Raw genomic sequence first — 24868 nt, forward strand, 5'->3', positions numbered from 1 at the left:
ACGATTACTTAATGTTATAAAAATATATGAATGATTTGAGATTCAAGACTTGTTATACAATTCTGCAGCGCTAATTAGAGAAGCAACGAATTCTCGGGTAAAATAGGCGTGAGTGTACGTGCCTATGGCATTGTGCTCAAAAAGCCCGTCACGGCCACACTTAATGCCTTTACCGCGCAAAAGCCTAAACGCAAACCTGGCATCGTGGCCGCACGTCACCCTGGAGTAATGGAACTCGTGGCCATACATGGCCATGCCCTCTGGAAATATGCTGCCATTCATGGACTCCGCCTTAACGTATCCCAGCGCTTGAATCCGGCCGGTCATCTCTGCCCTTGCCGGAAGGACGCCTGCCATTCGATAGTCTTTATCATACGCCAGGCTCTGGCAGAGGTACATGAGGCCGCCACATTCGGCGTACACGGGCATCCCATCATCTATCGCCTTTTTCAATTTTTCTCTACACCTGGACGCTTCCAGCTCTTTTGCATAAAGCTCAGGGTAGCCCCCGCCAAAGTAGAGGGCGTCAACGTCGGGGAGCTTATCATCCATCGGGCTAAAGTATATTAGCTGGGCGACTGAAGAAAGGAGATCGAGGTTATCCTGATAGTAAAAGCAAAAAGCCGCGTCCCTGGCCACTCCTATGGCTACTTTATGGACGCTATTAGAAGGCGTGGCATCCCTGGCCGGGCCGGGCAGCGGGCCGGCCGCCTTTGCGACATTCATGATAGCATCGACGTCTACGTATTTACTTATGACGTCGCCGAGCCGCACCCTATCCTTGAGCTCGCCCGCCATCCTCAGGCCAAGGTGCCTGCTCTTAACCTCGAGGTCGTCTCTTTTTGGTATCCATCCCAGCGCTCTCACGCTAAGCGAAGCCTCAATCATTTTTTTATGGTTTTGGCTGCCCAGCCTGTTGAATATGGCGCCCTCTATCCTTATGGACGGGTCGAACGAGGCGTAGCCTTTGAGCATGGCGTTGGCGCTCCTCGACATGCCCTTCACGTCCACCACGAGCAATACCGGCGCCGATAGTATTCTGGCGACGTGTGCGGTGCTGCACGTATCGGCGCCTTCAAGCCCATCGTACATGCCCATGACGCCCTCGACGACCGCTACTTCGGCTCCTGCGCACGCTTTTTTAAAGGTATTGAGCACGCCTTCCTCGCCCATCATGAAGGGGTCGAGGTTCCTCGAGGGGCGGCCACAAATCGCCGCGTGGTGAGTCGGGTCTATAAAGTCCGGGCCGACCTTGAATGGCTGCACGGCGTATCCTCTGGCCGCTAAAGCCCCCATCAGGCCGGTCGCTATAGTGGTCTTGCCGCACCCGCTATGAGTCCCTGCTATCACTATGCGCGGTATTATCATCTGCCCGCCTCTCGCCATACTACAACCGAAAACAGCCTTGATTTCGCCTCAGGAGGAGAAGTAGCCGTGCCAGCCTCGATACGCTCGCTTTCATATCCCAGCTCCTCGCACACCGCTATCGTGCAATCCAGCCCACGTTGCCTCATTCTCCTGGCAAGGCCTTTAACGTCAAACGCTGGATCGGCAACTATAAAAACTATTTTTCCCCTCTCTAGCTCGCCAATCGTTTCTGAAATTGCCATTTCGCGGGGTCTGCCGTGCGCGTCTACTATGGATGCTTTATCGAGCGGAAGGCGAAGGCGCGCAAAGGCCACCTGCATGGAAGATATCCCGGGCACAACCCTGCTGCCATAACGCCCCAGCCCTGTCAGCATGGGATCGCCGGTGGATAGCACCACTGCGTCATCAGGGAGTTCACCCAGCCTGGAATAGTCCATAACCTCTACGACCTCACAGCCAGGCGGTATATACTCCCTGGCCAGCTCAATTGACCTTCTCGAGCCATAGACGCGCCGCGCCTTGCCAATTTCGCGGATCGCCTCCACGGTGAGCATCCCCGGGCCGCAGCCAACCCCTACGACGATCATCCGCTATCTCCCACCACTTTTCCATCTCTGTCTACGAGAACGACCCTGACGCCTGGCTTCTTCTTCTTAAACGACTGCAGGCAGTGGCGGACAATGTGCGGGAACTCGCCTGAGGCGGCCATCTCTGCCACCGTGGGATATCCATACCGCTCGGGCACGGATGGGTCTATGAACTTTAGGATAAGGGCTGGCAGGCCACAGACTATGGCCGTGCCCCTCGCACGCTCTAAAGCCTGCCCGAGCCTTGTTCCTACGAGTATTGCCTCGTAGTCTGGAAAGAGCAGACGCGAGTACCTCAGCCCCGTCCTCCCCGTCGTTATGACGACTTTGTCATGCCTGCTCACCCTATCGATGATAGACTCCCCCACGTGGTCGTCCCACGGCTCGACAAGGCCCGTGGAGCCGAGGATGGATATGCCGCCCATTATGCCCAGGCGCGAGTTTAGCGTTTTCTTGGCGATCTCCGCCCCGCGAGGAATAGATAGCCCAATCCTGATCCCCTCCAGGCCCACCTCATCAAGCGCTTCACGCGCCGAGCTCATGATGTATTCCAGGGCGGCCTTACTTATTGCAGGGCTTCCTGCAGGGTATCCTGGCATATCCCTTGTAAACCTGCCGATGCCCTCCCCTGCCTCAATGCAGACGCCATTGCCTTCTGGCATGGCCTGCGCCACTATCTCTATGCCCGCAGTGGCGTCATCCTTATAGTCCCCCGCATATTTGTAGACTGATGCCCTTCCATCCTTTGCCGTGACTGCCATAGTAATCGTCAGGCCACATGGTATTTTTACTTCAACGTAATCCACGGCTTTCCTTAAGGATAGCACGGATGCCTTGCACGCGGCCGCCGCAGTCGCGCCAGTAGAGTATCCCCTTCTCAGCACAAGCCCGGAAGACGTGAGGACGCAAAGCCCTTTCCTCACGCACTCCAGAGAGTCGGGCGACTTACATGCATCTACCCATGCCTCAGGGTATTCAAAGCCTGTCACAGGGTCCCTTATCATGGCAAGCCTCACCGTACATGATTATTATCTCATTTAGCGCTGCGACCGCCACGGGCGTGCCTCCCCTCGTCCCCTCGGTAGAAATGGATGGGACGTCAAGGGTACGAAGAAGCGCCTTGGAGTCTGCGGCATTCACGAAGCCCACGGGCACGCCGATGATAAGCCCCGGCCTTATCCCATGCCTCACCATATCGCAGACCGACAATAGCGCCGATGGCGCATTACCGATGACCACGATAGAGCCTTCCAGCCTTTTGCCCAATGACAAAAAGCCCGCCGACGTCCTGGTTATGCCCTTGCCGACCGCCATGTCGAGCCCGAAGTCCAGGGCACAATACACTTTACTATGATGGGCGCTGATGATGCCAGCCTGTACCATGCGTATATCCGTATAAATCGGGGCGCAGGCCTTTAATGCTTCCAGCCCCGCCTCCACAGGGCCGTTTACAAACCTGAGCAGTCCTGCCATAGCGAAATCCCCTACTGCTATGGAGCACCTCTGCCTTATCCGGTCTTCTACGCAAGAGTCCCCTATAGCCTTCCTGGCAATGGCACGGCTTTTACGGGCTATCTCAAGCGATTCCCTGGTCCTGGCGCCAGGCTCAATAATCATATTTCCTGTGATATCCTCTTGGTGTGACGATTCTCTCCCCATATCCCGTCCTCCATATCCTCGACTCTTCCCCGCCCACTATGACAGTCGTGTGCATGTCCACGTCATCATGGCTTACCGCTACCTTTTCAAGGGTGGTCACGATGACCTGCTCCCCCTCGCGATAAGCGTTCCTTACTATGCCCACGGGCGTGTCAGGAGGCCTGGCCTTAAGCGCAAGCTCCATCGCCTCCCTGAAGCGGCCCGGCCTGCCCCTACTCCTGGGGTTATATAGTACGACGGGCACGCCCATGGAGAAAGCCAGGCATAGTCGCTTTCTTATAACATCCCACGGCGTGAGAAGGTCTGAAAGGCTGACCGACACGTAGTCGCCTGAAAGAGGGGAGCCAAGCAACGCCGCTGAAGCGCTGGCCGCAGTTACGCCCGGTATGACCTCTATATTAACGGCTATCCCCATCTTCTCGGCCACCTCCAGGACGATGCCCGCCATTCCATATATGCCCGGGTCGCCGCCGCTCACCACGGCTACGGTTGATTCCCGTGAAAGCTCAAGCGACTCACGGGCCCTCTCAACCTCGCGGCCCATGCCGCTCCTGATAACTCTCTTGCCATCCAGTAGTGATGCAATCATGTCTAGATACGTGCCGCTCCCTATCACATATTCAGAGGCCTTAATCGCTTTAAGGGCAGCCCCGGTTAGCTGCTCGACGCTTCCGGGGCCTATCCCTACTATGTATAGCCGTCCCTTTTTATCGGGCGATGGCAATTGTGACATTTCCATACGCTTTTTTCTCCATGATAATCTCCTTACGTCTTGATATGGCGAGGGCGCACGGCTCGGCAACCCCACGCAAGCCCAGCATTATGGCCTTCGAAGGCTTTTCTACGGGCTGGGCGTTTATCGTCTCGTCGTCCAGAAAGACGAGGTTAGCGCCCAATGAATGTATGGCATCGATAAGCCCTTTCTCATGCCTCTTCCTGTCAGTCGTGGCGAAGGCCATGACCTCGCTCAAGGCGATGCCCGCATCCGGCAGGCATCTGGCAATGGCGTCCAAGATATCTTCCTTTCTCGTGCCCTTCCTGCATCCGATGCCCGCTACGTATTCGCCTTTTTTAAGAAGGATAGAGACGCCGGGCCCTGCTACGACGATTCCCGGCCCCTCCACCATATAGAGGGGGACGTCAGAGTTGAGCATAGCAGCGTTAACCTGTCTGGTGGAGCGCCTGTTCAACACCTCTGTGCCGGTCCTTTCAGCGATAAGCTCTACTGCCTCCTTGCCCATCGCCTCTGTGGCCGTGCTTACCGCCGCCATCATGCCCAGCTTCTCAAGCTTTTTCGCCAGCTGGTTGGCCCCATGATGCCCCCCGACAAGAGGGATGGCAAACCTAAGATCGGGGCTTATTGCCACGACGGCGGGGTCAGCCCACTTATCGGAAAGCAGCGGGGCTATGCCGCGAACGGCGATGCCCGCTGACATAACCGCCACGATGCTTCGGTAGCGCCTAAAAGCGCTCGCGAAGGCGCCCTTATCATAAAGGAGCAGGTCGGCGCCTAAAAAATCGGCAACCTTACGGGCATTATCGATGAAACGCCCCAGCGAGATGACCGCGGTGCCCGTCATGAGTATAGCGCCGACCTCCCCCCGCATTTTCCCTCGACGACGCCGCCGATGATTATCAGGGCTGTCCTATCGATCCTCTCTTTTTTCACCTTATCCGCTATGTCCGATACTGTGCCCCGTATGACCTTCTGGTCGGGCCACGAGGCGTGATAGATGACCGCAGCAGGCGTATCGGCGGGATACTCGACCCTCCTCATCACGTCATCAACCTTTTCCGCGCCCAGAAATATCACCATGGTCGCGCCATGAGCTGACAGGGCCGCTATATCGTCCTTTTCAAGCGTTGCGCCGGCGGGCCTCGTCACTATAACCGTCTCGGATACGCCCTTGAGCGCTAGCTGCGTCTGCAGGGCCGCTGCAGCCGCGAACATGGAAGACACGCCGGGCACAATCTCGGCCTCCACGCCCGCCCTCTTAAGCTCCTCAATCTGCTCGACGATGGCGCCGTATAGCGATGGGTCACCGCTGTGGAGCCTCACCACAAGCTTGCCTTCCCTCGCCCCTGATATCATCGCCTCTACAATGCCTTCAAGCCTCATGCCATGGCTATCCAGCTTCATGCCAGCGGGTGAAGCCTCGACGAGCGCAGGGCTGACCAGCGAGCCAGCATAGATGAGCACGTCAGCCCTCTTAATGAGCTCCAGCCCCCTCACTGTGATAAGGCCTGGGTCGCCAGGGCCTGCCCCCACAAAATAGACTTTCATATCATCGCCTCGCATACAGTACGCTAAAATAGTCGCCCGTCTCAGGGAAATCCCTGGTATAGACCCTCTCGCCGTTCATGTACATCCTCTCGACCAGCGTGAACCCGGTGTAGCCTTCCCGCTTTAGCCTTTCCACCGCCTCGGCAGGCCTGCGTACCTTTAGCAGTATCATGGACTTCGGCTCCCTTCCATCGGCCACGGTAAAGCCTTCCGATATGGACACGCCCGCTGCCGAGGCGAAGGCGGTTATAGCGCTGATGCCCGGCTCGGTCCTGCTCTCAACATCAGGGTACATCTCTTTCATCACTTCGCATAGCCTCGAAAAGGTGGAGAAAAAATTGGGGTCGCCGAGTATGCCTAAAACCGCCAATCCTCTCTTCGCCGTTGGCGCGATTTTAAGCGCATTTTCACGCATACGCTCTTTTATGATGGACTCGTCTCTCGTCATCGGGAAGTCTAGGATTTCTGCTTTCGCATAGGGGGCCACGAGGTCGTAAGCGAGCTTTCCCGGCACGAATACCCTGTCGGCGCTCTTTAAAAGCCTGACAGCCCTAAGCGTCAATAGCTCCGGGTCGCCCGGCCCAAGGCCCAGCCCGACCAGCATTATTTACCCCCTACGATTATATACACGGGATCGATAGGCCTAAACATCGTACCGCCGCCTATATCATATGACCTCGAAACCTGCACGTGCAATGCCTCTTTGAATATCCCCAGCCGTTTCATGGTCAAAATGGCCTCGTTGAGCGCCTCCACCCTGACCGCATTAACCACTATATTCCCGCTCACCTTCATCGAGAGGGCTTCCAGGGTCTCTTCCAGCCTCTTCGTGCCGCCCACAAAGGCGCAGTCCAGGCGTTCTATTCCCCATAAAAAATCGAGGGAATCGCCCTCGAAAAAGCGCACGTTGGACGCTCCGGCTTCTATGGCGTTTTGCCTTGCGTGCTCTATCGCCTCCTTTCGCCTATCTACCGCATAGACCATCTCAGCCGTCCTCGAGGCGTAAACGGCGACTTTCCCCGTCCCGCAGCCGATGTCCGCGAATGCGTCGCCATGCCTCAGGCCTAACTTATATAGCGAAATGGCCATTATCTCGTCCTGAGTCGGGCCTCCCTTAAGCCTCATACCATCACTTTAAATTTTACTTGTCTTAAATAAAGTTATTTTTACTTATCTCGAGCTCCCACATAAAGCTAGCGGTTGCTAAACGGCTGAAACAACCGAAAGCTTAATATGCCATTATCATGTACAATTTAAAACAAAATAATTTACCTTAAAACAAGTAAATTTTAGTGAGGCTCATCATGCACATCATGGAAGGGTTCTTGCCCCTAATCTGGGTAATCATATGGTTCGCTCTCTCTATGCCATTTGTCTTATATGGCATAATAGAGATGAGAAAGCTCTTCAGGGAGCATCCCGAGCAGAAGATGATTCTGGCTGTAGCGGGCGCTTTCATATTCGTGCTATCATCGCTAAAGCTGCCATCCGTAACCGGGTCGTCGTCTCACCCGACAGGCACCGGCCTTTCATCTGTGCTGTTCGGCCCCTCAATTACTTCGGTAATGGCGACAATAGTGCTAGTCTTCCAGGCCGTGCTCCTGGCGCACGGAGGGCTTACTACTCTGGGCGCTAACGTATTCTCGATGGGAATAGCAGGGCCATTCGTGGGATGGCTCGCCTTCAAGGGAATGAGAAAGGCTAAAGCGGGCATGACGCCGAGCATATTTGTCGCCGCCGTGCTCGCAGACTGGGCGACGTATGTTGTTACATCTATACAGCTTGCCCTTGCCTACCCGGGGGCTAACATCCTATCGTCGTTCGCCGCTTTCGCCACGGTGTTCGCCATCACGCAGGTACCGCTGGCCATAGGGGAAGGCATTCTCATCGCCATATTCTTCGACTTTTTGGCATCGAGCCGCCCGAGGATGGTCGCCTCCATCCTTAAGGAAAAGGCCGGCATGGCTACGCCAGAATCGCAGGGGGCAGCACAGTGAGCAGCGTGACGAAAAACAAGCTTTTAATATACCTGGCAGGCGTGGCTGCCCTGGTCCTATTGTTCGCCCTGCCCTTTGTCCTGAACCCTGGTGCCGGGTTTGGCGGGGCGGATGATAGCGCTGGCGAGGTCATAGAGTCGCTATCGCCGGGCTATCAGCCATGGTTTAGCTCGCTATGGGAGCCTCCTGCCGAGACAGAAGCGATGCTGTTCGCGCTACAGGCGGCAATCGGGGCAGTAATAATAGGCTACTTTGTAGGATACGTAAGAGGCAGCTCTAATTAGAGATCATGTATGGGACATTTCGCAGGGATCGACTCCCTGGCTTATCAAAGCCGGGCGCTGCACTGGCCTCCGCTGGGCAAGCTGCTATTAAGCATATGCCTGCTAATTGGCTCGTTATCCTCCAAAAGCCCTTGTGGGCCATTGTTGGTGCTGGGAGCCGGTCTTTTTCTTTTTTTATACTCTACAGGAGGAAAAATACCATCCTTCATTGTTTTTTTGATAGGAGCCGTTATGGCCTTTAACATGGCAGGCGTCTTTATCATCGCCCTGACCCAGGCGGGGCAGCCGATACTCGGGATAGCTGTGGCGGGCGCCACGATAGATGTGACCAGAGAAGGGCTTAGCCTCGCCGCCCTCGTGTTTTTGCGGACCTTTGCGGGCCTGTTCGTCATGCTGTTCTTCGCAGCTTCGACGCCCATACCCCACATATTCAATTCACTGAAGAGCGTGGGGCTTCCGGACCATATCGCCGAGGCCGCCATACTAATATACCGCTACTCGTTCATGATGCTTGAGCAGTCGTGGCAAATGCTTAACGCGGCCGGATGCCGCATGGGATTTTCCGGCTGGCGGAACTCGATGAGGACGATGGGGATGGTGGCAGCGAACATGTTCATACGCTCTCTAGAGCTTGCGGAAAGGTCACAGTATGCCCTGCAGAGCCGTAACTTTGGAGGCCGCTTTCCACTATTTCAGAAGCCGGCTGAGATGACTCCTGCGTGGGGGATTATTTCTATCGTAGCCCTCGCTGGCGTCTACCTGGTAGGGAATGCTTAACCCGGGGTATAAGCATGCCTTTTATCATTGAGACTAGAGGCCTGGCCTACTCATATGAAAACGGCGAGCCCGCTCTCAAGGGAGTAACCCTCGGGATATCCGAGGGAAAAAAGACCGTCATACTGGGGCCGAACGGCTCGGGTAAAAGTACCCTTTTCCTGCACATGAATGGCGTGCTAAGGCCGGGAAAAGGCATCGTCCTCTATGAAGGGGAGCCTTTGAGGTATGATAATAAGAGCCTGGCCTCTTTAAGGCAAAAAGTGGGCCTCGTTTTTCAAAATCCTGATGACCAGATTTTCGCTTCTACCGTGGAGGAGGATGTGGCCTTTGGCCCGCTCAACCTGGGATTGCCAAGGGCTGACGTGGAGGAGAGAGTCGAGGCGGCGCTGGATATAGTCGATATGGCTGGATTTCGGAGCCGGCCCGCACAGCAGCTCTCTTTCGGGCAGAGAAAAAGGGTGGCCATTGCCGGAGCGCTGGCAATGGACCCCAGAGTGCTACTGATGGATGAGCCAACTGCAGGGCTGGACGCGCAGATGGTGCGCGAAATCCTGGAGCTTACGGAGGAGCTCAACTATAAGGGCAAGACGCTCGTGATAAGCACGCACGACGTGGACCTCGCCTATGAATGGGCTGACGATGTCATCCTAATGTCAGAGGGGAGCGTATTGTTCAGCGGCACCGTAGACGGGCTTTTTGAGGGAGAGGAGCTTTTGCATAAGGCCCGTCTCACCCGGCCCATCCTCTACAGCCTTAACCTGCAAAGGCACCTGCGCACAGGCCACCCGGAATGTCCGCGCCCTCGCACGGTGCCGGAATGCTGCCAGTCCTTTTTCAAAAAAGAAACGACGAAGGAGGCCGGGACCTTTTACATCGCATGCCTGAGCCACGGCAATTTAGACGCAGGGACATTACAAAAATTCAGGAAGCATAACCGGGGAGCCTACGGCTCATACGCAAAACGGGTATCTCGAGAGCTTGGCCTGGACATCCACCACTATTTTAGCTCCATAGAGCACGGCTTAATAAAAACGAGCATGGGGGAGGACTACCTGCTTATCACCGAGCCTTCGCTGGCCGGGCTGGTAAAATCGAAGGTCGAGCAGTTTGACAGGCGGTGGAACTGCAAGATAAAGGCCATAGTTATAGGGAATGGATACTAATAATAATTTTTTTAATTCTCACATCTCATATATGCTAATATTTTTTATTCGACTAAATAATCATATAAATATGAATAGCTAACCCATAAAGTGTTAAGATAGATTTATTTAGTAATACGATATATTATGCCTGTAGCCTTTAATTATATTTTCACAGGGGAGTTATAATGCATAGAAAATCTGATAAAAAATCATTCGTAAAGAAAAGCGTCGTGATTGGATTTTCAGCGGCCTGCCTATGCATGGCTTTGATTTTTTCGGGGTGCGTGTCGCAATCCAGCACGGGCGGCCAGTCGGGGAATACTAGTACTGGAAGCCAGTTCTCGTCTCCGAGGATAGTCGATACGATACGCCTGGCAGGCGGGGACTATGGATACCCGACACCATTCCAGGTGTACCCTAGAGGGCCGGGGATATTCAAGATGAACCTCATCTTCGACGCCCTTGTAGAAAAAGATGATAAGGGCATCATACCATGGCTTGCGGAAAAGTGGGACATTAGCGATGATGGCACGGAGTACACGTTCTACCTGAGAAAGAACGTAAAATGGCAGGATGGCCAGGATTTCACGGCTAACGACGTTAAGTTTTCGATAGACTACTATAATAAATACCCGCCAGTTTCCGGCGCCGACTTATCCTCATTAAGCAATGTCGAGGTCATTAATAACTATACGATTAAGATGAGGCTTTCTCAGCCAATAGCGCCGTTCATATATCAGCTTTATTCCCTAAAGATAATCCCTGAACATATCTGGAGGAACGTGACGGACCCGAATAAGTTTAGTGCTCCTGAGGCGGTCATCGGCACGGGGCCGTATAAGCTTGCCGAGTACAGCAAGGAGCACGGCACGTACAAGTTCGTCGCCAATGAGAACTTTTGGGGGCCGACCGTGCGCGTAAAGATTCTTGAGTTCGTGCCGGTGAGCGACGAGGTCGTGGCGTTCGAGCAGAACGCAGTGGACTTCACAGGGGTTTCCGCTGACGTTATAGACCGGATTAAGGGCGATTCGAGCGTTAAAGTGTTCCAGCAGCCTGCCATATGGGGCTATGAGTTATCGTTTAACATGAATAAGTCGCCGGCCCTTAAAGAGAAGGCGGTGAGACAAGCGTTCGCTTATGCGATCGACAGGGAGGAGCTTGTCGAAAAGGTGGGAAGGGGCGCGGGTAAGCCTGGCAGCTTGGGCATCCTCCCACAGGATCACATCTGGTATAACTCTAATGTCAAGCAGTACAAGCATGACACCGAAAAAGCGAAACAGTTGCTCGCCGACGCGGGCTGGAAGGACTCGGATGGCGATGGAATCCTGGAGAAGGATGGCAAGAAGCTATCGTTTACGATGACGGTGTCGAGCGACGCTACGACCACGAGGATAGCTGAGCTTGTGAAGGAGCGCCTGAAAGAGGCTGGCATAGAGGTCAAAGTCCAGGCCTTAGAAAGCAAGGCCCGTGACACTAAGCTCGCCCAGGGCGACTTCGAGATAGCCATAAACGGCTATGGCGGATGGGGAGGCGATGCTGACTACCTGAGGACGAAGTTCTGCGGCACTAAGTTCGGCATACAGGGAGCCAGCCATAGCAGGCCATTAATTGGATACCAGAACGATACTGTTGATAGGCTTGCGCTTGCTCAGCTTAAAGAGACGAATGGCGAGAAGCGTAAGCAGATAATCTACGAATTACAGGAAGTGCTGGCGGAAGACGTTCCAAGCATACCATTATACTATACGGCCAGCTATGAGGCATACCGTCCCAGCGTATATGATGGCTGGATGAACATGTTTGACCACCACGAGGTGACGCATAGCAAGCTCTCGTACCTTGACCGCACTGAGATAACGTGGGCGTGATAGCATGGAGGAGAGCGCAAAGCTGTGGAAAGAGTTTTGGAGACAGGCGACCCCGGCCGCCGGCAGGGGGCCGAGGAGCGCATCTTTCTGGGACAGAAAAGCGGAGAAATACGCTGAGAACGCCTCAAGCGATAGGAGGGATGGTAAGCTGAGGGCGGCGCTGGAGTTTATCATGAATGCCGGCCTTGAGCTGGAAGGCGCGGAGGTGCTGGACATCGGCGCCGGGCCGGGCACCTTTGCCATCCCTCTCGCCCATATGGGCGCAAGAGTCACCGCTATAGACATATCCGCCGAGATGCTCAAAAGGCTGGAAAAAAATGCGGCAGAAGAAAAAGTATCATCCATAAAAACGATCCATAGCTCATGGAAGGACCTCGACCTAGATGCCCTGGGATTTAAAGGAAAGTTCGACCTCGTCATAGCTTCCATGACGCCCGCCATAAACGGCCCGGAGACTTTCGACATGATGCTTGAAGCCTCGAAGGGCGTATGCTACTATAGCGGATGGGTAAGCAGGAAATGGGATAAAGCATACTATGAGCTCTACCGCATGCTTTTCAACGAAGACTACAGGGAGGCCTCACACGGGCTTTACCTCCCATTCATGTACCTCTATACCATGGGATACCGGCCTACGCTAAGGATTAAGCAGGAGCTATGGTCGAGCGATGAGACCGTCGATAGCATGGTCGACGAGGTCGCGGGGTTCTTCAGCAGCACGAAAGACATCGATGAGAAGATGAAGAGCCGCATACGGGCATACTTCCAGGAACGGTCGAAGGACGGAATCTACCATTCGGAGACGTTAGCCGTCACAGGAATGATGGTCTGGGAGAAAAATAGCAGATGAAAAGTAAAGACGGAATGAGTGTCATACTACAATATGCCATCACCCTTTCTATAATACTTGTATTGAACTTTTTCCTCCCTAGGATGATGCCGGGAGACCCGTTTTTGCTCAGGTCAGCCGATACGGAGAATGAGGTTGTATCAATACTAACGGATGAACAGAGGCTATACTACATAAGCTATTATGGGCTTGACAGGCCGATCCACGAGCAATTCATTAATTATGTAACCTCGACATTTACGGGAAATCTCGGGATGAGCATTTATTATAAAATTTCGGTTATCGATGCTATATGGCTGCATTTGCCCTGGACTGTGCTAATCGTCCTGGGCGCCACGATACTAAGCACGGCTGCCGGCATCTCGCTCGGGATATTCTCGGCGAAAAGAAGAGAAGGCGTTACGGACAAGCTCATGATCATAGGCTTGATAAGCTTTGCCGAGATTCCATCGTTTTTGCTGGGGCTTATCTTATTGCTCGTTTTCGCCGCTTATTTAAAGCTATTCCCAATTGCCGGTGCTATCACGCCTTTTGCTCATTATACGGGCCTGCTAGATAGGGTTTGGGACGTCGCTTACCACGCATTTTTGCCCATGATTACCCTGGCACTGACCCAGCTTACGGGCGTATATCTCCTGACCAGAAACACCCTTGTTACCGTAATGACCAAGGACTATATCAGGACCGCAAGAGCTAAGGGCATAGGGGAGAGGCTAGTGTGGTACAGGCACGCTCTCCGGAACGCGCTTTTGCCCGTGGTCACGAGGGTCGGCTTCCAGCTCGGCATGCTTGTAGGCGGAGCGGTGCTGGTCGAGAACGTTTTTAACTACCCGGGCATAGGCATGCTTCTCAGGAACGCTGTTATAGCCAGGGACTATCCGCTCATACAGGGGATCATGCTTGTCATGGCCGTTAGCATATTGACGGCGAACTACCTCGTCGATGTTTTCTACAGGCGTCTCGACCCTAGAACTGCATCCACGGAGGCATAAAGATGATGCTAAGCAAAAGTGTAGCATCCGGTCCTATTAAGTCGGCTATTGATATCATTAATGGATTTACGATACCGGGCAAGGCTGGCGTGGCGGGCATCATCATTATTGTCCTGATGGCAGCCCTGGCTCCATTCATCACTTTTTATGGGCCATCCGAAATATCGGGAAAATCCTTAGAGCCACCCGGACCATCCCATATCCTGGGCACAGACGAGCTAGGAATGGACATATGGTCGCAGCTCTGCTATGGCGCGAGGATGAGCCTGGTGATAGGGCTGGCAGTGGCCTTGATAGCAGGCCTGGGTGGAGGAACGCTGGGCATACTGGCCGGCTATGTGGGAGGCATATGGGATGCTCTACTTTTAAGGGCTATCGATATTACTCTAGCTTTGCCCAGCTTTCCGCTATTGATAGTGATAGCGGCATTTCTCGGCCCGAGCATTGTAAACGTCATACTCGTCCTCGTCCTTTTTTCATGGGCAAAGCCGGCCAGGATTGCGAGGTCTCAGACCCTGGCGATGAAAAAGCAAAAATACGTCGTCTCGGCAAGGCTATACGGGGCAGGCCCGCTATACATCATAAGGAGGCATTTATTACCCGAAGTATTGCCCCTCATCTTCGTCAGCATTGTAAACTTATCCTCTTACGCTATAGTCGCAGAGTCCGGCCTCGCCTTCCTGGGACTGGGCGACCCTACTTCAAAGAGCTGGGGCATGATGCTGTATTATGCCACCCATTTCAGGTCGATATACTTCACCCCGTACTGGCAATGGTGGCTCATACCTCCTTTGGTCGCTCTAATATTCTTGCTTTTGTGTCTCGCCTTTATTGGAAGAGACCTGGAGCGAGTGGTTGACCCTAAACTAAGAAAGAAGGGTGATTAATGATGCCTCTGCTAGAAGTAAAAGGCCTCAGATGTGAATACATATCTGAAAAAAGCTCAATCAAAGCGGTTGACGGGGTGAGCTTCGAGCTCGAGAAAGGAGATGCGCTCGGCATAGTAGGCGAATCAGGCAGCGGTAAGACCACCATAGCGCTGGGTATCATGGGTCTGTTGCCGAATAATACGAAAACGTCGGGTAAAGTGCTATTTCATGGAATGGACATGGCCTCGATGCCAGAACATGAAAAGGATCGTATAAGGTGGAAAGGGATGGCCATGGTTTTCCAGAACGGCCTCGAGGTGCTGAACCCTGTCATGAAGGTTGGTTATCAGGTATGTGAGCCGATGATAAACCACCTGGGGCTGAGCAAGAAAGATGCAGGGATGCGCTGTGCGGGGCTTTTCAGCATGGTTGGCCTCGACCCTTCATGGATGGACGCATACCCGCACCAGCTATCCGGGGGCATGAGGCAAAGAGTGCTAATAGCCATGGCGCTGTCTTGTGAGCCGGAGCTTCTCATCCTGGACGAGGTCACGTCTGCCCTGGACGCTTTTACCAGAAAGGAAATCAGGGACCTGCTGCTGAAACTCCATGAGAAGTATGGGTATGGCATGATAGTGATATCGCATGACATCACGTTCGTCTCATCGATGGCGGCAAGGCTGATGGTGCTCTATTCGGGTAAGGTCGTGGAAAAAGGCCTCACCAGAGATGTGGTCAGCTCTCCGCGGCACCCTTATACGAGAGGGCTCATCAATTCAACGCCGGACATTTTTATATACAAGGACATGTGGGGAATACCCGGAGAGTCGTCATCCGGTGGGCATGATGGATGCCCTTTCTATCCAAGATGCACGCAGCCCATCGATATATGCTTGAAGGCGCCGCCTGAGCTGAAAGACCATGGTGGCAGGGAAGTCGCGTGTCACAGGGGCGGTATCGCCACCCTTTTAAATGCCACAAGTCTCGTGTTCAATTATTACTTGCCTGACGGCAAAAAGATAAAAGCTGTCGATAACGTAGACCTGAATGTCAAGGAGGGAGAGGTTCTCGCCATTGTCGGGCAAAGTGGATCCGGCAAGTCGACGCTTGCGCACATTTTGGCGGGAGTTATAGAACCATTAAGCGGGGAGATATTTTTCAATGGCGTAAAGGTGAACGGGAACAAGAATGGGAACGGCTCCAGGTTTGGAGACATACAAATCGTGTTTCAGGACCCGTTTAATTCTACTAGCAGCAGGTTCACCGTGCTGGACGCCATTAAAGAGCCTCTGGACATTAACGATATTGGCACTCCAGAGGAAAGGATCAGTATGGTGAAAGATGTCCTTTCCCTCGTCAGGCTTCCGTCGACGGAAGATTTCCTTAATAGATATTGTGGAGAACTGAGCGGCGGGCAGCGGCAGCGAGTGGCTCTGGCACGAGCCCTTATCATGAGGCCAAAGCTCCTGATCGCCGACGAAATAACGTCTGCCCTGGATGTCTCCACGGCCGCTAACGTGCTGCGCCTTCTCAAGGGACTGCAGAACAGGCGAGGCTTCGCGATGATTTATATTTCGCATGACCTGACGCTGACCCTGAAGATCGCCGACCGGATAGCGGTAATGAACGCTGGAAAGATCGTAGAGACAGGTAACGCCCACGACGTGATGCTTAGCCCCCATGAGGAATATACGAAGAGGCTCGTCGGATCGAGGATAGGGCTGTGCTGCTCTGGCGGCAACAAATGGGGACGACAGGACATAAGCGAGATTCGATAAAAATATAATTTTTATTTTATTATATTTCACTCATGTCTCCTTTTTTAGGATCAGTTCCTGCATGAGCGTATCGACCGTCAATATGCTGGCCTTCTCGACTTTTGTCAGATTTCCGCCCACATCCATGAGTGTTACGACACCTTCTTTAAGCTTTGCCTTCACAACGTTCTTAGCTATCTTCTCCCTGCTTCCATCATTTTCAAGAAAAACCGTAAACTCGCACATAACTAAATTCTCCCTATGGCTTTGACTTATTGAGCATCTCAAGCATCAGCTCGTTTTCAATGACATCCAGCCTCACTATAATGGCTCCCTCGATTTTTATGACCGTGCCACCGGAGCCTAGAAGGGACGTACATCCCCCACCAGCCTCCGCCCGCACTATGCTCCTGGCAACCCTCCTGCTGGTGCCGTTCTCGTTTATAAAAACTGCAAGCTCACACATAAGACACGGCCGTTCTCGACACCTCACCTCTCAATGGCCTCTTTGATCAGCCTGATGTCGCATATCGCGGGCGAGTCGGGGTAGAAGTCCATGATAAGCCTGCTCTGCTTATCCGCCTCGACGACCATCCTGTCATAGCAGACTGGATAGATGTCTTTAAAATCCTGGCTCATTTCCTTTAGGGTCGCCTTAATGTCAGCGCCGTCCTCGACCTTGTTCACGATGACAAGCTGCTTTTTCACGCCAATGTCCCTGGCCAGCTTCATCACGTGCCTGGCCACTTCCAGCGACTTCGGGGTGGCCTCGGTCACGACCAGGTTGTAGTCGTAGTCGGCGGCGAGACCCCGCCCCAGCACCTCAGGCCCGGCCTGCGAGTCCACGATGATGAAATCGAGGTAGGGCATCCTTTTCTCCAGCCTCTCGATGATGAGCTTTACCAGGGCGATGGAGGAGCATATACACCCCGCGCCGCCATACGGTATCGTGCCCATCACCATTACCCTTATTTTATCACCCGTCAGGACGGTATAAGTGGATATGACGTCCTCCAGGCTATCGTCATCGACCTCGTGGGCGTGGCCTTGCCTATCGTCTTCATTTCCGCTCACCCCTAGCCTGTCCCTGATGGCAGCCTTATTATCGGCCAACGTCGTGAGCATCGAGTAAGGCACTCCCAGAGACATGGCCAGGTTCATGCTCGGGTCGGTGTCGATGACGAGCACTCGATAGCCATCGTTTACGAGAAGCCTGGCAAGGGTTGCGACGAGGGTAGTCTTCCCCACGCCGCCTTTCCCCGTCGTTATTATCTTTTTCATCTTATAGGCGCTCCTTTCCTAATTCTTAGAGGCTTCTAGCGTTAGCGTCGTGACGAACACCGCTTCATCGTACTGGTCGGGCACGCCTTTCGAAGGGTCCCTGTGCCTTGCGAGGAACATCCAGGGGCCTTCGGCCTTGATCGGGACCTTAGCCACGCCCTCATTATCGGTCACTACTATGGCCATTTCTTTGCCTTCCTTCTTGGATACCGCCTTCACTTCGACTCCCGGAAGCTTTTTGCCCTCATAGTATACGGTAAGCTCCAGTTCCTTTCCGACCTTCGCCCTGGCATCCTTTGGCACTATGTCCAGTATGCCATGCACTGGCTCTGCCACGTACTTTCCGTTCGAGCCCACGCTAAATATGGTTTTGGCCATCTGGTGCCATGCGCCCGCATACACGACGTCCTTGTACATGCTTTTCGGCCCCGCCTTGAAGCCCTCCTTCTTCGTATTCGAATAAGTTTCAGGAGACATGTCCGCGACCGCCGTATAGTACCCATCCTTGTCCGCCTTGAACTTGAGGGAGTGGGAGTCCTTCTTAGGGGTTATCTTCAGGGCGAACTTCTTTTTGGCCGGGTCGTATATTGTCGGAGTGATGTTTTTAGGGTCTGGACACCCGTCAACTGCCATGTTATGGCCGTAGAATAGCTCAAGCTCAACGTTTTTGCCTTTCACCTTCGAGGCCTCGAGCCAAATCTCGTGGCCTCTGACCATCAAGACCATCCTGTCCATTCATTTCACCTTCTTATGTAGCGCCATCTTAGCCATTCGATGCCTTGCCCACGTGTTGCCCGGCGGAGGGTAACACATGAAACTATTATTATAGCCTCAAAGTATTAATAATTTATCAATATGTAATATTTTTGCTTATAATAGCTATCACATTTTAGACTATTTGCTACAAAAACGAAAAATTTTAATATTTGGATAGCTATTTAGCTTTTATGCCATTACCGGATGCTCAGGTAAAAGAAGCCATAGCCCGCAAGTGGGATGAATCGTCCCAGACCTACGATGACCATGCGGGCCACGGGATTAAAAGCGATGAGGAGCACGAAGCATGGAAGAGCGTCTTCAAAAAGGCCATACCCGCAGGTGCTGTAGAGATAATTGACGTAGGCTGCGGCACAGGCGAAATAAGCCTTCTGCTCGCGGAGATGGGGTTCAAGGTAACGGGCATCGACCTTTCCGATAAGATGCTCGAGAAGGCCAGGTCAAAGGCCGCAGCACGTGGCATGGAAATCCGCTATGGGAAAGGCGACGCCGAAAGCCTGCCAGTCGATTCCTGAGGCTCATGCAAAAGATCCAGGATGAGACGGGCGTCTCCTACTTGTTTATATCGCATGACATCGAAGTCCTGAAAGCCGTATGCGATCGGATTGCATATCTGGAAGAAGGTACGATTAAACATATCGAATGATTTTTCCTTTATAATTAGCAAAAAAGTGCTAAGAGCGCAAGATGCCTTTTATTCAAAAGGAGGCTGTGCGTTATTTGAGTCGTTACCTGGTCTATCTATGTCTCTGGAGGAGGATTCGGTTCCCCGCATCTTGCGCCCTCAATTCACCCCAATGGTATTACAATCATATACAAGTGTATTACTTATTAATATACTTTTCTATTAACGTAATAAAAATCTTTGCGTTCTCCGCGTTCCAACTACAAAACACGGGATAGCCTCCAAATCATTCAACACAATAATTAGAACGGCATTATCTTTTGTCACTCTAAAATAAGTTATATGTAGAGGGCTGCTCAATAATGCTCAGGACTCGCATGGTAAAATCAACTGGCTTACAGGCAGTATGCTTTATAATTATTTTGACGGCGGTCATCTTACTATCAGGATGCACAGATTATATAAAACAGGTACAGGATTTTTTTACCGAGAATAGCGACCCAGTGCTGAGAAGGGCGGAGCCTTATATAAAGCCGATAGACGTGGAGAACGCCACCCTCAGGGCCATGGCGGCGTCGATCGTAAAAGGAGGCCCCACAGGAGACAAGGATTACCAGGTCAACGCAATATATCGTTACATAGTCGAGCATTATTCATATTATAGCGACCCACGGAGCCGGGAGTACATACAGCCGCCATACGAGACCATCGCCATAGGCGGCGGCGATTGCGAGGATTTAAGCATATTGACGTGCTCACTCCTGGAAAATCTGGGCATCAGGACTTATCTTGTGCTCACGGATAACCATGCGTACTGTCTGGCCAGCGGCGTGGATGAGGGAAAGCTGAGGAGATACGCCGAGCAATCCCTCCTTAGCCAGGTGGCGGCGGATTATAATGCTAGAGAGGGCGGCAGCGCCATGAAAGCTGAGGATGGGAAATTGTTCACCTTAAGGGAGGATAATACGCAGGCGGCCATTAAGGGCGGCTATGTATGGTATTATGGCGGCAATGGCTCGAAGCTCAGCGATCCTATCATTTCCATGGACTGGCGCTATGAGATTGAGTCATCTTCCCCCATCACCGTATACGTCGTGCCCTCCAAGCAGGATTATGAGGCCATATGTAAGGGCCAGCCATTCAACTTCTACCCTGGGACGGATGCTAAGAACGTGGTCAGCCTCAGGGACTCATGTGAGGGCATGAGCACAAACGGCGGCCTCGTAATCGAAAACGATGGCAATAATGACGCCATAGTTAAAGTTAGCATTAAAAAATATAATTATTACAGAACGGACGGCATCTTTAAGGATATGAACATGACCTTTTACACTATAAATAACCAGACTTGCGTTGTGCTGGACACGACGGCGGGAAAATACGGGTACCCAGGGCTTGCCCAAAAGAGCCAGACCGGGGAGCGCATAGCTATAGACCCGGTCACCAGGCAATACTATTACCTCGGCTAGCTCATCCTAATAACTGGCAATAGATGGCTTCATGCCCAATGCCTTTTCAATGGCCTCTTTGGTTGCCTCTACCTCTATGGGCTTATCGCAATTCTTGATGACAGTTTCGGGGTCTTTTAGCAGGTGGCCAGTAACAACGCAGACGACGTGCTCGTCTTTTTCGATAACGCCCATCCTGCGGAGCTTGATAAGTCCCGCGACCGAGGCCGCGGATGCGGGCTCAACTCCTATGCCCTCTTTCGTGGCGAGCATCTTCTGGGCTGCCAGGATTTCTTCATCAGTCACGGTCTCCGCGGTGCCGCCAGACGCACGGATAGCATTCAAGGCCTTGACGGCATTCACTGGGTCCCCTATCCTTATCGCCGTGGCAACCGTCTCGGGGTGCTCCTCAACAGCTATGCTGGCCGCCCCGGACTTTATCGCCTTAGCGATGGGCGCGCTCCCCTCCGCCTGGATGCCAGTCATCTTCGGCACACGGTCGATTATGCCCAGCCTCTTCATCTCGCTCAGGCCCTTAAAAATAGCCGTAATGTTACCGGCATTGCCGACCGGCAATATTATCCGGTCCGGCACCTCCCATCCGAAGTAGTCCACGATCTCAAAGCCTATTGTCTTCTGGCCTTCCAGCCTATACGGGTTAATTGAATTCAAAAGGTAGATGCCGTTCTCGACGCACAACTCCCTCACAAGGCGCAGCGCATCGTCAAAATTGCCCTTGATGCTTATCACCTTAGCGCCATGCATCAACGCCTGGGCAACCTTGCCAAGCGCCACTTTACCAGAGGGCAACAATACTATTACTGGAATCCCTGCACGTGCGCCATAGACAGCCAGGGAAGCCGAAGTATTGCCAGTAGAAGCGCACGCGACGCTCTTCATCCCGAGCTCGAGCGCCTTCGTAACGCCCACGGTCATGCCCCTATCCTTAAAAGAGCCCGAAGGGTTCATGCCCTCGTGCTTCGCATACGCCTCCCTCAGGCCCACCTCCTTTCCAATGCTCCTCAAGTGGTATATTGGAGTGCCGCCCTCCTTTAGCGTCACAGGCTCCCTGCTCACAGGCAGCAAAGCCTTATACTTCCAGACGGATAAAGGCCCCTTCAAATCCTCCCTGGACAGCCTGATCTCAGAATAATCATAAACCACATCCAGTAAACCACCACACTTACTACATGTATAGATGACCTTATCGGGACCATACTTAGCGCCGCACTTTATGCACTCCAGATGATACATTCAACGATTCTCCTGCTACACGCCGTATAGAACATTGCTAAGGCTTTTAAAACTTTTGCTTACCACAACCATGTATATCCATAAGCAATCAAGGACACATATAGACTTTTATGCATTTTGATTAAAAAGCGTAAGCAACTCCCTTTTTTGTAATAGCCCCCGATACTAATAAATAAGAAGAATTCGATATCTAGGTTAAGCTGTTGGTCGCCAAAAATGGGGCATACCAACAATCTTAGTTATATATTTGAGGTGAAAATATGGATAAGAGATCTGGGATTATCGGGCTCGTGGTACTCGTTATCGCGGCCGTGATGATTTTATCAGGCTGTGCTTCACCGACTACCGTGACCCCGACTCCAACTACTAAGCCGTTTACGCTTGTGGAAATGACAGGTGCAGACCCACCATCATTGGACCCGGGCCTGGAATATGACACTGCATGCTATAGCTTAACGCAGAACGTTTACGAAACGCTTGTCTGGTATGAAGGTAAAGATGTCACCAAGCCGGTAGGGTTACTGGCTACAGGATGGGAATCGAATGATAACTATACTGTTTGGACTTTCTATCTCAGGGATAACGTTAAGTTCCATGATGGTACTAAGTTTAACGCTTCTGCAGTCAAGTATACCTTTGACCGCGGCGTGCTCATGAATAATCCAAACGGCCCGTGGGTAGGGGCCGGCATAACGTCGCTGCTTAAGGGTGGCGACGAGTGGATGGCATCAAACGGTACTGAGGCCGATGTACAGGCATACCTCGCTAATGAGGCGGTAAAGGTCATTAATGAGACAACGGTACAGTTTACGTTGAGCAGGTCGTACCCCGATTGGTACCACATCCTCGCGTTCCCTGCAACTGCGATAGTCAGCCCGACGGCCGAGATGACAAACATGCCATACACTCCCAACAATTATTCTGACACCTACTATAAGGAACACATGTGTGGCACCGGCCCGTTCAAGTTCGTATCATGGGCTCATGAGGATAAGCTGGTCTTCGAGAGAAATAATGACTACTGGAGAGCACCGGCCAAGGCCGAGCGCGTCGTTGTCAGGAATGTACCCGATGTGAACTCCAGGCGGCTGGCCTTCGAGAGAGGCGAGTGCGACTTCTCACAGGAGAATATAAGGAATCTGCCAGTATTCAATAACTCGTCCAAAGTCGTAATTGACATCCAGAATGACACCCTGATGATAAGCTTCATAGGCTTGAACATGGCTAGGTGGCCGTTTAATGACACGAGGATGAGGCAGGCTTTCGTCGAGTCCTTCGACTATCAGACCTATAGGAATGAGGTAGCCTATGGCTATGGCGCGTTACCGCACGGCGTAGTGCCCAAGGGCCTGGGAGGATATAATGAAAGCATACCCACGTCACAGTATAACCCGGAGCACGCAAAGCAGCTCATGAAGGAAGTCCTGGATGAGAAAGGGTATACCGCAAGCAATCCGCTCACCGTAACAATAGCCTATAATGAAGATAACGCTGGGCGTGCGGCAGGGGCTGTCATGCTGGCAGATACGATAAATAAGTATGGCCTCCCCATAAAGGTTGAAACACAGCCACTTAAATGGGCAACATTTCTAGATAAGCAAAAGAAAGGTGACCTTGATATATTCTGGTTGGGGTGGCAGGCGGACTTCCCAACGGCAGATAACTTCCTGGGGCCGTTCGCAGTTTCTGACATGTTCTTCGCCAAGCAGGTAGGCTACAAGAACGAGACCATCGATAAGCTCTACGATGAATACTTCCTCGCTAAGACCCAGGATGAGAGGAACAGGATCTGCTATGAGATACAGATGGGCTTATTGAATGACAACCCGTACATAGTGTATCTCCAGCCGGCTTCCATGTACGTCATGAACAAGGACCTTAAAGGCTATCAGTGGAACGTCATGCTGAGCGGATTCTACTGGTATCCGATGTACAAGGAATAACTAAAACTATATATAGTGGCCGTATGCAAATTAATACGGCCACTTGCCTTTTTATCTAAAAAACAAAAAGGGATGAACATGAGGCTACGAGATTATATAATAAGGCGTCTATTGCTGCTTATCCCGGTATTAATTGGCATAAGTTTCATCACATTCTTCCTATCGCACATGATTGGCGACCCTGCTGCAGCCTGGCTCTCCGAAAAGACCGCTGGACAAGAAAATATAGTAAAGGAAATAAGAAAAGCCCATCACCTTGATGACCCTATAATAATGCAGTATTACTATTATCTGGTTGACCTTTCAAAGCTAGACCTAGGAAGGACCGGCCGCAATGAGGGCGGGCGGCCTGTGGCTGAGGCTTTGGCAGACTATTTCCCTGCCACGCTAGAATTGGCCATAATAGGCATGATACTTGCCCTGCTCATAGGCATTCCCCTGGGAATATTGTCCGCAATTTTTAAGGACAAAATCATCGACCATATCGTGCGGGTGTTTGCCCTTATAGGCGTGTCCATGCCGATTTTCTGGCTCGGCCTGATTTTAAAGTATTGGCTATCATTCAAGCTTAACCTATTACCCCTTGATGGGAGGCTTCCTTATACAGTAATGCCTCCGCCAACCGTTACGGGCATGTATACAGTCGATGCCCTTCTGGCCGGGCAATGGGATACGTTCTTTATAGCATTAAAGCACGCAATATTGCCATCGTTCTGCCTTGCCCTTATAACCATGGCCATTATTACGAGAATGATGCGCTCGAGCATGCTGGAGACCATGACGCAGGACTTCATAAGGACTGCGAGGGCAAAGGGCTTATCCGAGAGGGTAGTCATCATGAAGCATGCCCTGAGGAACGCGCTGACTCCGACGACGACCGTGGCAGGCCTATCATTTGGCGGGCTACTGAGCGGAGCCGTGATGACTGAGACCATATTCGCGTGGCCTGGCATAGGGCGCTTTTCGGTTAACGCCATCGGCTCAACGGATTTCGCATCTATTATGGGGTTCGCGCTCTTAATAGTCATAGTATACGTGTTCTCGAACCTCGTGGTAGATATACTGTATGTGTACCTCGATCCAAGGGTTAAGTACGGGTGATA

General features: G+C 52.4%; 27 protein-coding genes. 13 read left to right on the forward strand and 14 right to left on the reverse strand.

The window, feature by feature from the left end:
* Nucleotides 1-42: 42 nt before the first annotated feature.
* The 9 genes from MTC_RS09070 to cbiT are packed head-to-tail and all read right to left on the reverse strand — an operon-like array spanning nt 43 to nt 7023.
* Nucleotides 43-1368, reverse strand: a complete 1326-nt coding sequence (locus tag MTC_RS09070) for a cobyrinate a,c-diamide synthase (RefSeq protein ID WP_014406393.1) — start codon at nt 1366-1368, stop codon at nt 43-45.
* Nucleotides 1365-1955, reverse strand: a complete 591-nt coding sequence (locus tag MTC_RS09075; protein ID WP_014406394.1) for a cobalt-precorrin-7 (C(5))-methyltransferase — start codon at nt 1953-1955, stop codon at nt 1365-1367. The genes MTC_RS09070 and MTC_RS09075 overlap by 4 nt, the downstream gene beginning before the upstream one ends.
* Nucleotides 1952-2959, reverse strand: a complete 1008-nt coding sequence (locus MTC_RS09080) for a cobalt-precorrin-5B (C(1))-methyltransferase (protein ID WP_014406395.1) — start codon at nt 2957-2959, stop codon at nt 1952-1954. The genes MTC_RS09075 and MTC_RS09080 overlap by 4 nt, the downstream gene beginning before the upstream one ends.
* Nucleotides 2931-3614, reverse strand: coding sequence for a precorrin-8X methylmutase (locus MTC_RS09085; RefSeq protein ID WP_014406396.1), 684 nt, complete (start codon nt 3612-3614; stop codon nt 2931-2933). The genes MTC_RS09080 and MTC_RS09085 overlap by 29 nt, the downstream gene beginning before the upstream one ends.
* Nucleotides 3562-4353, reverse strand: a complete 792-nt coding sequence (gene cobJ / locus MTC_RS09090; protein ID WP_014406397.1) for a precorrin-3B C(17)-methyltransferase — start codon at nt 4351-4353, stop codon at nt 3562-3564. Before cobJ ends, MTC_RS09085 begins: the two co-directional genes overlap by 53 nt.
* On the reverse strand, nt 4322-5221 hold the full coding sequence (gene cbiG, locus MTC_RS09095) for a cobalt-precorrin 5A hydrolase (protein WP_014406398.1): 900 nt from the start codon (nt 5219-5221) through the stop codon (nt 4322-4324). The genes cobJ and cbiG overlap by 32 nt, the downstream gene beginning before the upstream one ends.
* Complete coding sequence (gene cobM / locus MTC_RS09100) at nt 5191-5898, reverse strand: precorrin-4 C(11)-methyltransferase (RefSeq protein WP_014406399.1); 708 nt, start codon at nt 5896-5898, stop codon at nt 5191-5193. Before cobM ends, cbiG begins: the two co-directional genes overlap by 31 nt.
* A gap of 1 nt (nt 5899) precedes the next feature.
* A complete protein-coding gene (locus tag MTC_RS09105; RefSeq protein WP_014406400.1) occupies nt 5900-6502 on the reverse strand; it encodes a cobalt-factor II C(20)-methyltransferase in 603 nt (200 codons plus the stop codon).
* Nucleotides 6502-7023: a precorrin-6Y C5,15-methyltransferase (decarboxylating) subunit CbiT gene (cbiT, locus tag MTC_RS09110; RefSeq protein WP_014406401.1), complete on the reverse strand. Its 522-nt coding sequence runs from the start codon at nt 7021-7023 to the stop codon at nt 6502-6504. The genes MTC_RS09105 and cbiT overlap by 1 nt, the downstream gene beginning before the upstream one ends.
* Before the next feature lie 179 nt (nt 7024-7202).
* On the opposite strand from cbiT, the gene MTC_RS09115 reads away from it, so the two are divergent.
* The 9 genes from MTC_RS09115 (at nt 7203) to MTC_RS09155 (ending at nt 16458) form a co-directional block, all read left to right on the forward strand.
* On the forward strand, nt 7203-7895 hold the full coding sequence (locus MTC_RS09115; protein WP_014406402.1) for an energy-coupling factor ABC transporter permease: 693 nt from the start codon (nt 7203-7205) through the stop codon (nt 7893-7895).
* Nucleotides 7892-8179, forward strand: a complete 288-nt coding sequence (locus MTC_RS09120) for an energy-coupling factor ABC transporter substrate-binding protein (RefSeq protein ID WP_014406403.1) — start codon at nt 7892-7894, stop codon at nt 8177-8179. Before MTC_RS09115 ends, MTC_RS09120 begins: the two co-directional genes overlap by 4 nt.
* A 9-nt stretch (nt 8180-8188) precedes the next feature.
* Nucleotides 8189-8956 (forward strand): cobalt ECF transporter T component CbiQ, encoded by a 768-nt coding sequence (gene cbiQ, locus MTC_RS09125; RefSeq protein ID WP_048189281.1) that lies wholly within the window; start codon nt 8189-8191, stop codon nt 8954-8956.
* Nucleotides 8957-8970: 14 nt separating this feature from the next.
* The gene (locus tag MTC_RS09130; protein ID WP_014406404.1) at nt 8971-10119 is read left to right on the forward strand and encodes an energy-coupling factor ABC transporter ATP-binding protein; all 1149 of its coding nucleotides are present in this window, start codon (nt 8971-8973) and stop codon (nt 10117-10119) included.
* Between the two features lie 167 nt (nt 10120-10286).
* Nucleotides 10287-11969, forward strand: coding sequence for an ABC transporter substrate-binding protein (locus tag MTC_RS09135; protein WP_014406405.1), 1683 nt, complete (start codon nt 10287-10289; stop codon nt 11967-11969).
* Between the two features lie 4 nt (nt 11970-11973).
* Nucleotides 11974-12819, forward strand: coding sequence for a class I SAM-dependent methyltransferase (locus MTC_RS09140; protein WP_014406406.1), 846 nt, complete (start codon nt 11974-11976; stop codon nt 12817-12819).
* Nucleotides 12816-13811, forward strand: coding sequence for an ABC transporter permease (locus tag MTC_RS09145; protein WP_014406407.1), 996 nt, complete (start codon nt 12816-12818; stop codon nt 13809-13811). Before MTC_RS09140 ends, MTC_RS09145 begins: the two co-directional genes overlap by 4 nt.
* 2 nt (nt 13812-13813) lie before the next feature.
* Nucleotides 13814-14698, forward strand: coding sequence for an ABC transporter permease (locus MTC_RS09150; protein WP_014406408.1), 885 nt, complete (start codon nt 13814-13816; stop codon nt 14696-14698).
* A gap of 2 nt (nt 14699-14700) precedes the next feature.
* Complete coding sequence (locus tag MTC_RS09155; RefSeq protein WP_014406409.1) at nt 14701-16458, forward strand: ABC transporter ATP-binding protein; 1758 nt, start codon at nt 14701-14703, stop codon at nt 16456-16458.
* A gap of 30 nt (nt 16459-16488) precedes the next feature.
* Here the strand turns inward: MTC_RS09155 and MTC_RS09160 are convergent, their stop codons facing one another.
* The 4 genes from MTC_RS09160 to MTC_RS09175 are packed head-to-tail and all read right to left on the reverse strand — an operon-like array spanning nt 16489 to nt 18453.
* Nucleotides 16489-16683, reverse strand: coding sequence for a CooT family nickel-binding protein (locus MTC_RS09160; RefSeq protein WP_014406410.1), 195 nt, complete (start codon nt 16681-16683; stop codon nt 16489-16491).
* 13 nt (nt 16684-16696) lie between these two features.
* Nucleotides 16697-16903 (reverse strand): hypothetical protein, encoded by a 207-nt coding sequence (locus MTC_RS09165; RefSeq protein ID WP_014406411.1) that lies wholly within the window; start codon nt 16901-16903, stop codon nt 16697-16699.
* Between the two features lie 23 nt (nt 16904-16926).
* The gene (locus tag MTC_RS09170; protein WP_014406412.1) at nt 16927-17718 is read right to left on the reverse strand and encodes an ATP-binding protein; all 792 of its coding nucleotides are present in this window, start codon (nt 17716-17718) and stop codon (nt 16927-16929) included.
* 18 nt (nt 17719-17736) lie between these two features.
* Nucleotides 17737-18453: a DUF4198 domain-containing protein gene (locus MTC_RS09175; RefSeq protein WP_014406413.1), complete on the reverse strand. Its 717-nt coding sequence runs from the start codon at nt 18451-18453 to the stop codon at nt 17737-17739.
* 212 nt (nt 18454-18665) lie between these two features.
* Here MTC_RS09175 and MTC_RS09180 point away from each other — a divergent pair, with 212 nt between their 5' ends.
* Both MTC_RS09180 and MTC_RS09185 read left to right on the forward strand, forming a co-directional pair.
* Nucleotides 18666-19010, forward strand: a complete 345-nt coding sequence (locus MTC_RS09180) for a class I SAM-dependent methyltransferase (RefSeq protein WP_014406414.1) — start codon at nt 18666-18668, stop codon at nt 19008-19010.
* A 532-nt stretch (nt 19011-19542) separates the two neighbouring features.
* The gene (locus tag MTC_RS09185; protein ID WP_158308513.1) at nt 19543-20589 is read left to right on the forward strand and encodes a transglutaminase-like domain-containing protein; all 1047 of its coding nucleotides are present in this window, start codon (nt 19543-19545) and stop codon (nt 20587-20589) included.
* Nucleotides 20590-20595: 6 nt separating this feature from the next.
* On the opposite strand, the gene thrC is transcribed toward MTC_RS09185, so the two are convergent.
* A complete protein-coding gene (gene thrC / locus MTC_RS09190) occupies nt 20596-21822 on the reverse strand; it encodes a threonine synthase (protein WP_014406415.1) in 1227 nt (408 codons plus the stop codon).
* A gap of 260 nt (nt 21823-22082) precedes the next feature.
* Between thrC and MTC_RS09195 the strand changes: the two genes are divergently transcribed.
* On the forward strand, nt 22083-23765 hold the full coding sequence (locus MTC_RS09195) for an ABC transporter substrate-binding protein (RefSeq protein WP_014406416.1): 1683 nt from the start codon (nt 22083-22085) through the stop codon (nt 23763-23765).
* 78 nt (nt 23766-23843) lie between these two features.
* Nucleotides 23844-24866 carry an ABC transporter permease gene (locus MTC_RS09200; protein WP_014406417.1) on the forward strand — a complete coding sequence of 341 codons (1023 nt, stop codon included), beginning with the start codon at nt 23844-23846 and terminating at the stop codon, nt 24864-24866.
* Nucleotides 24867-24868 lie beyond the last annotated feature (2 nt).

It is taken from the genome of Methanocella conradii HZ254 (assembly GCF_000251105.1).
Classification (GTDB): Archaea; Halobacteriota; Methanocellia; order Methanocellales; family Methanocellaceae; genus Methanocella; species Methanocella conradii.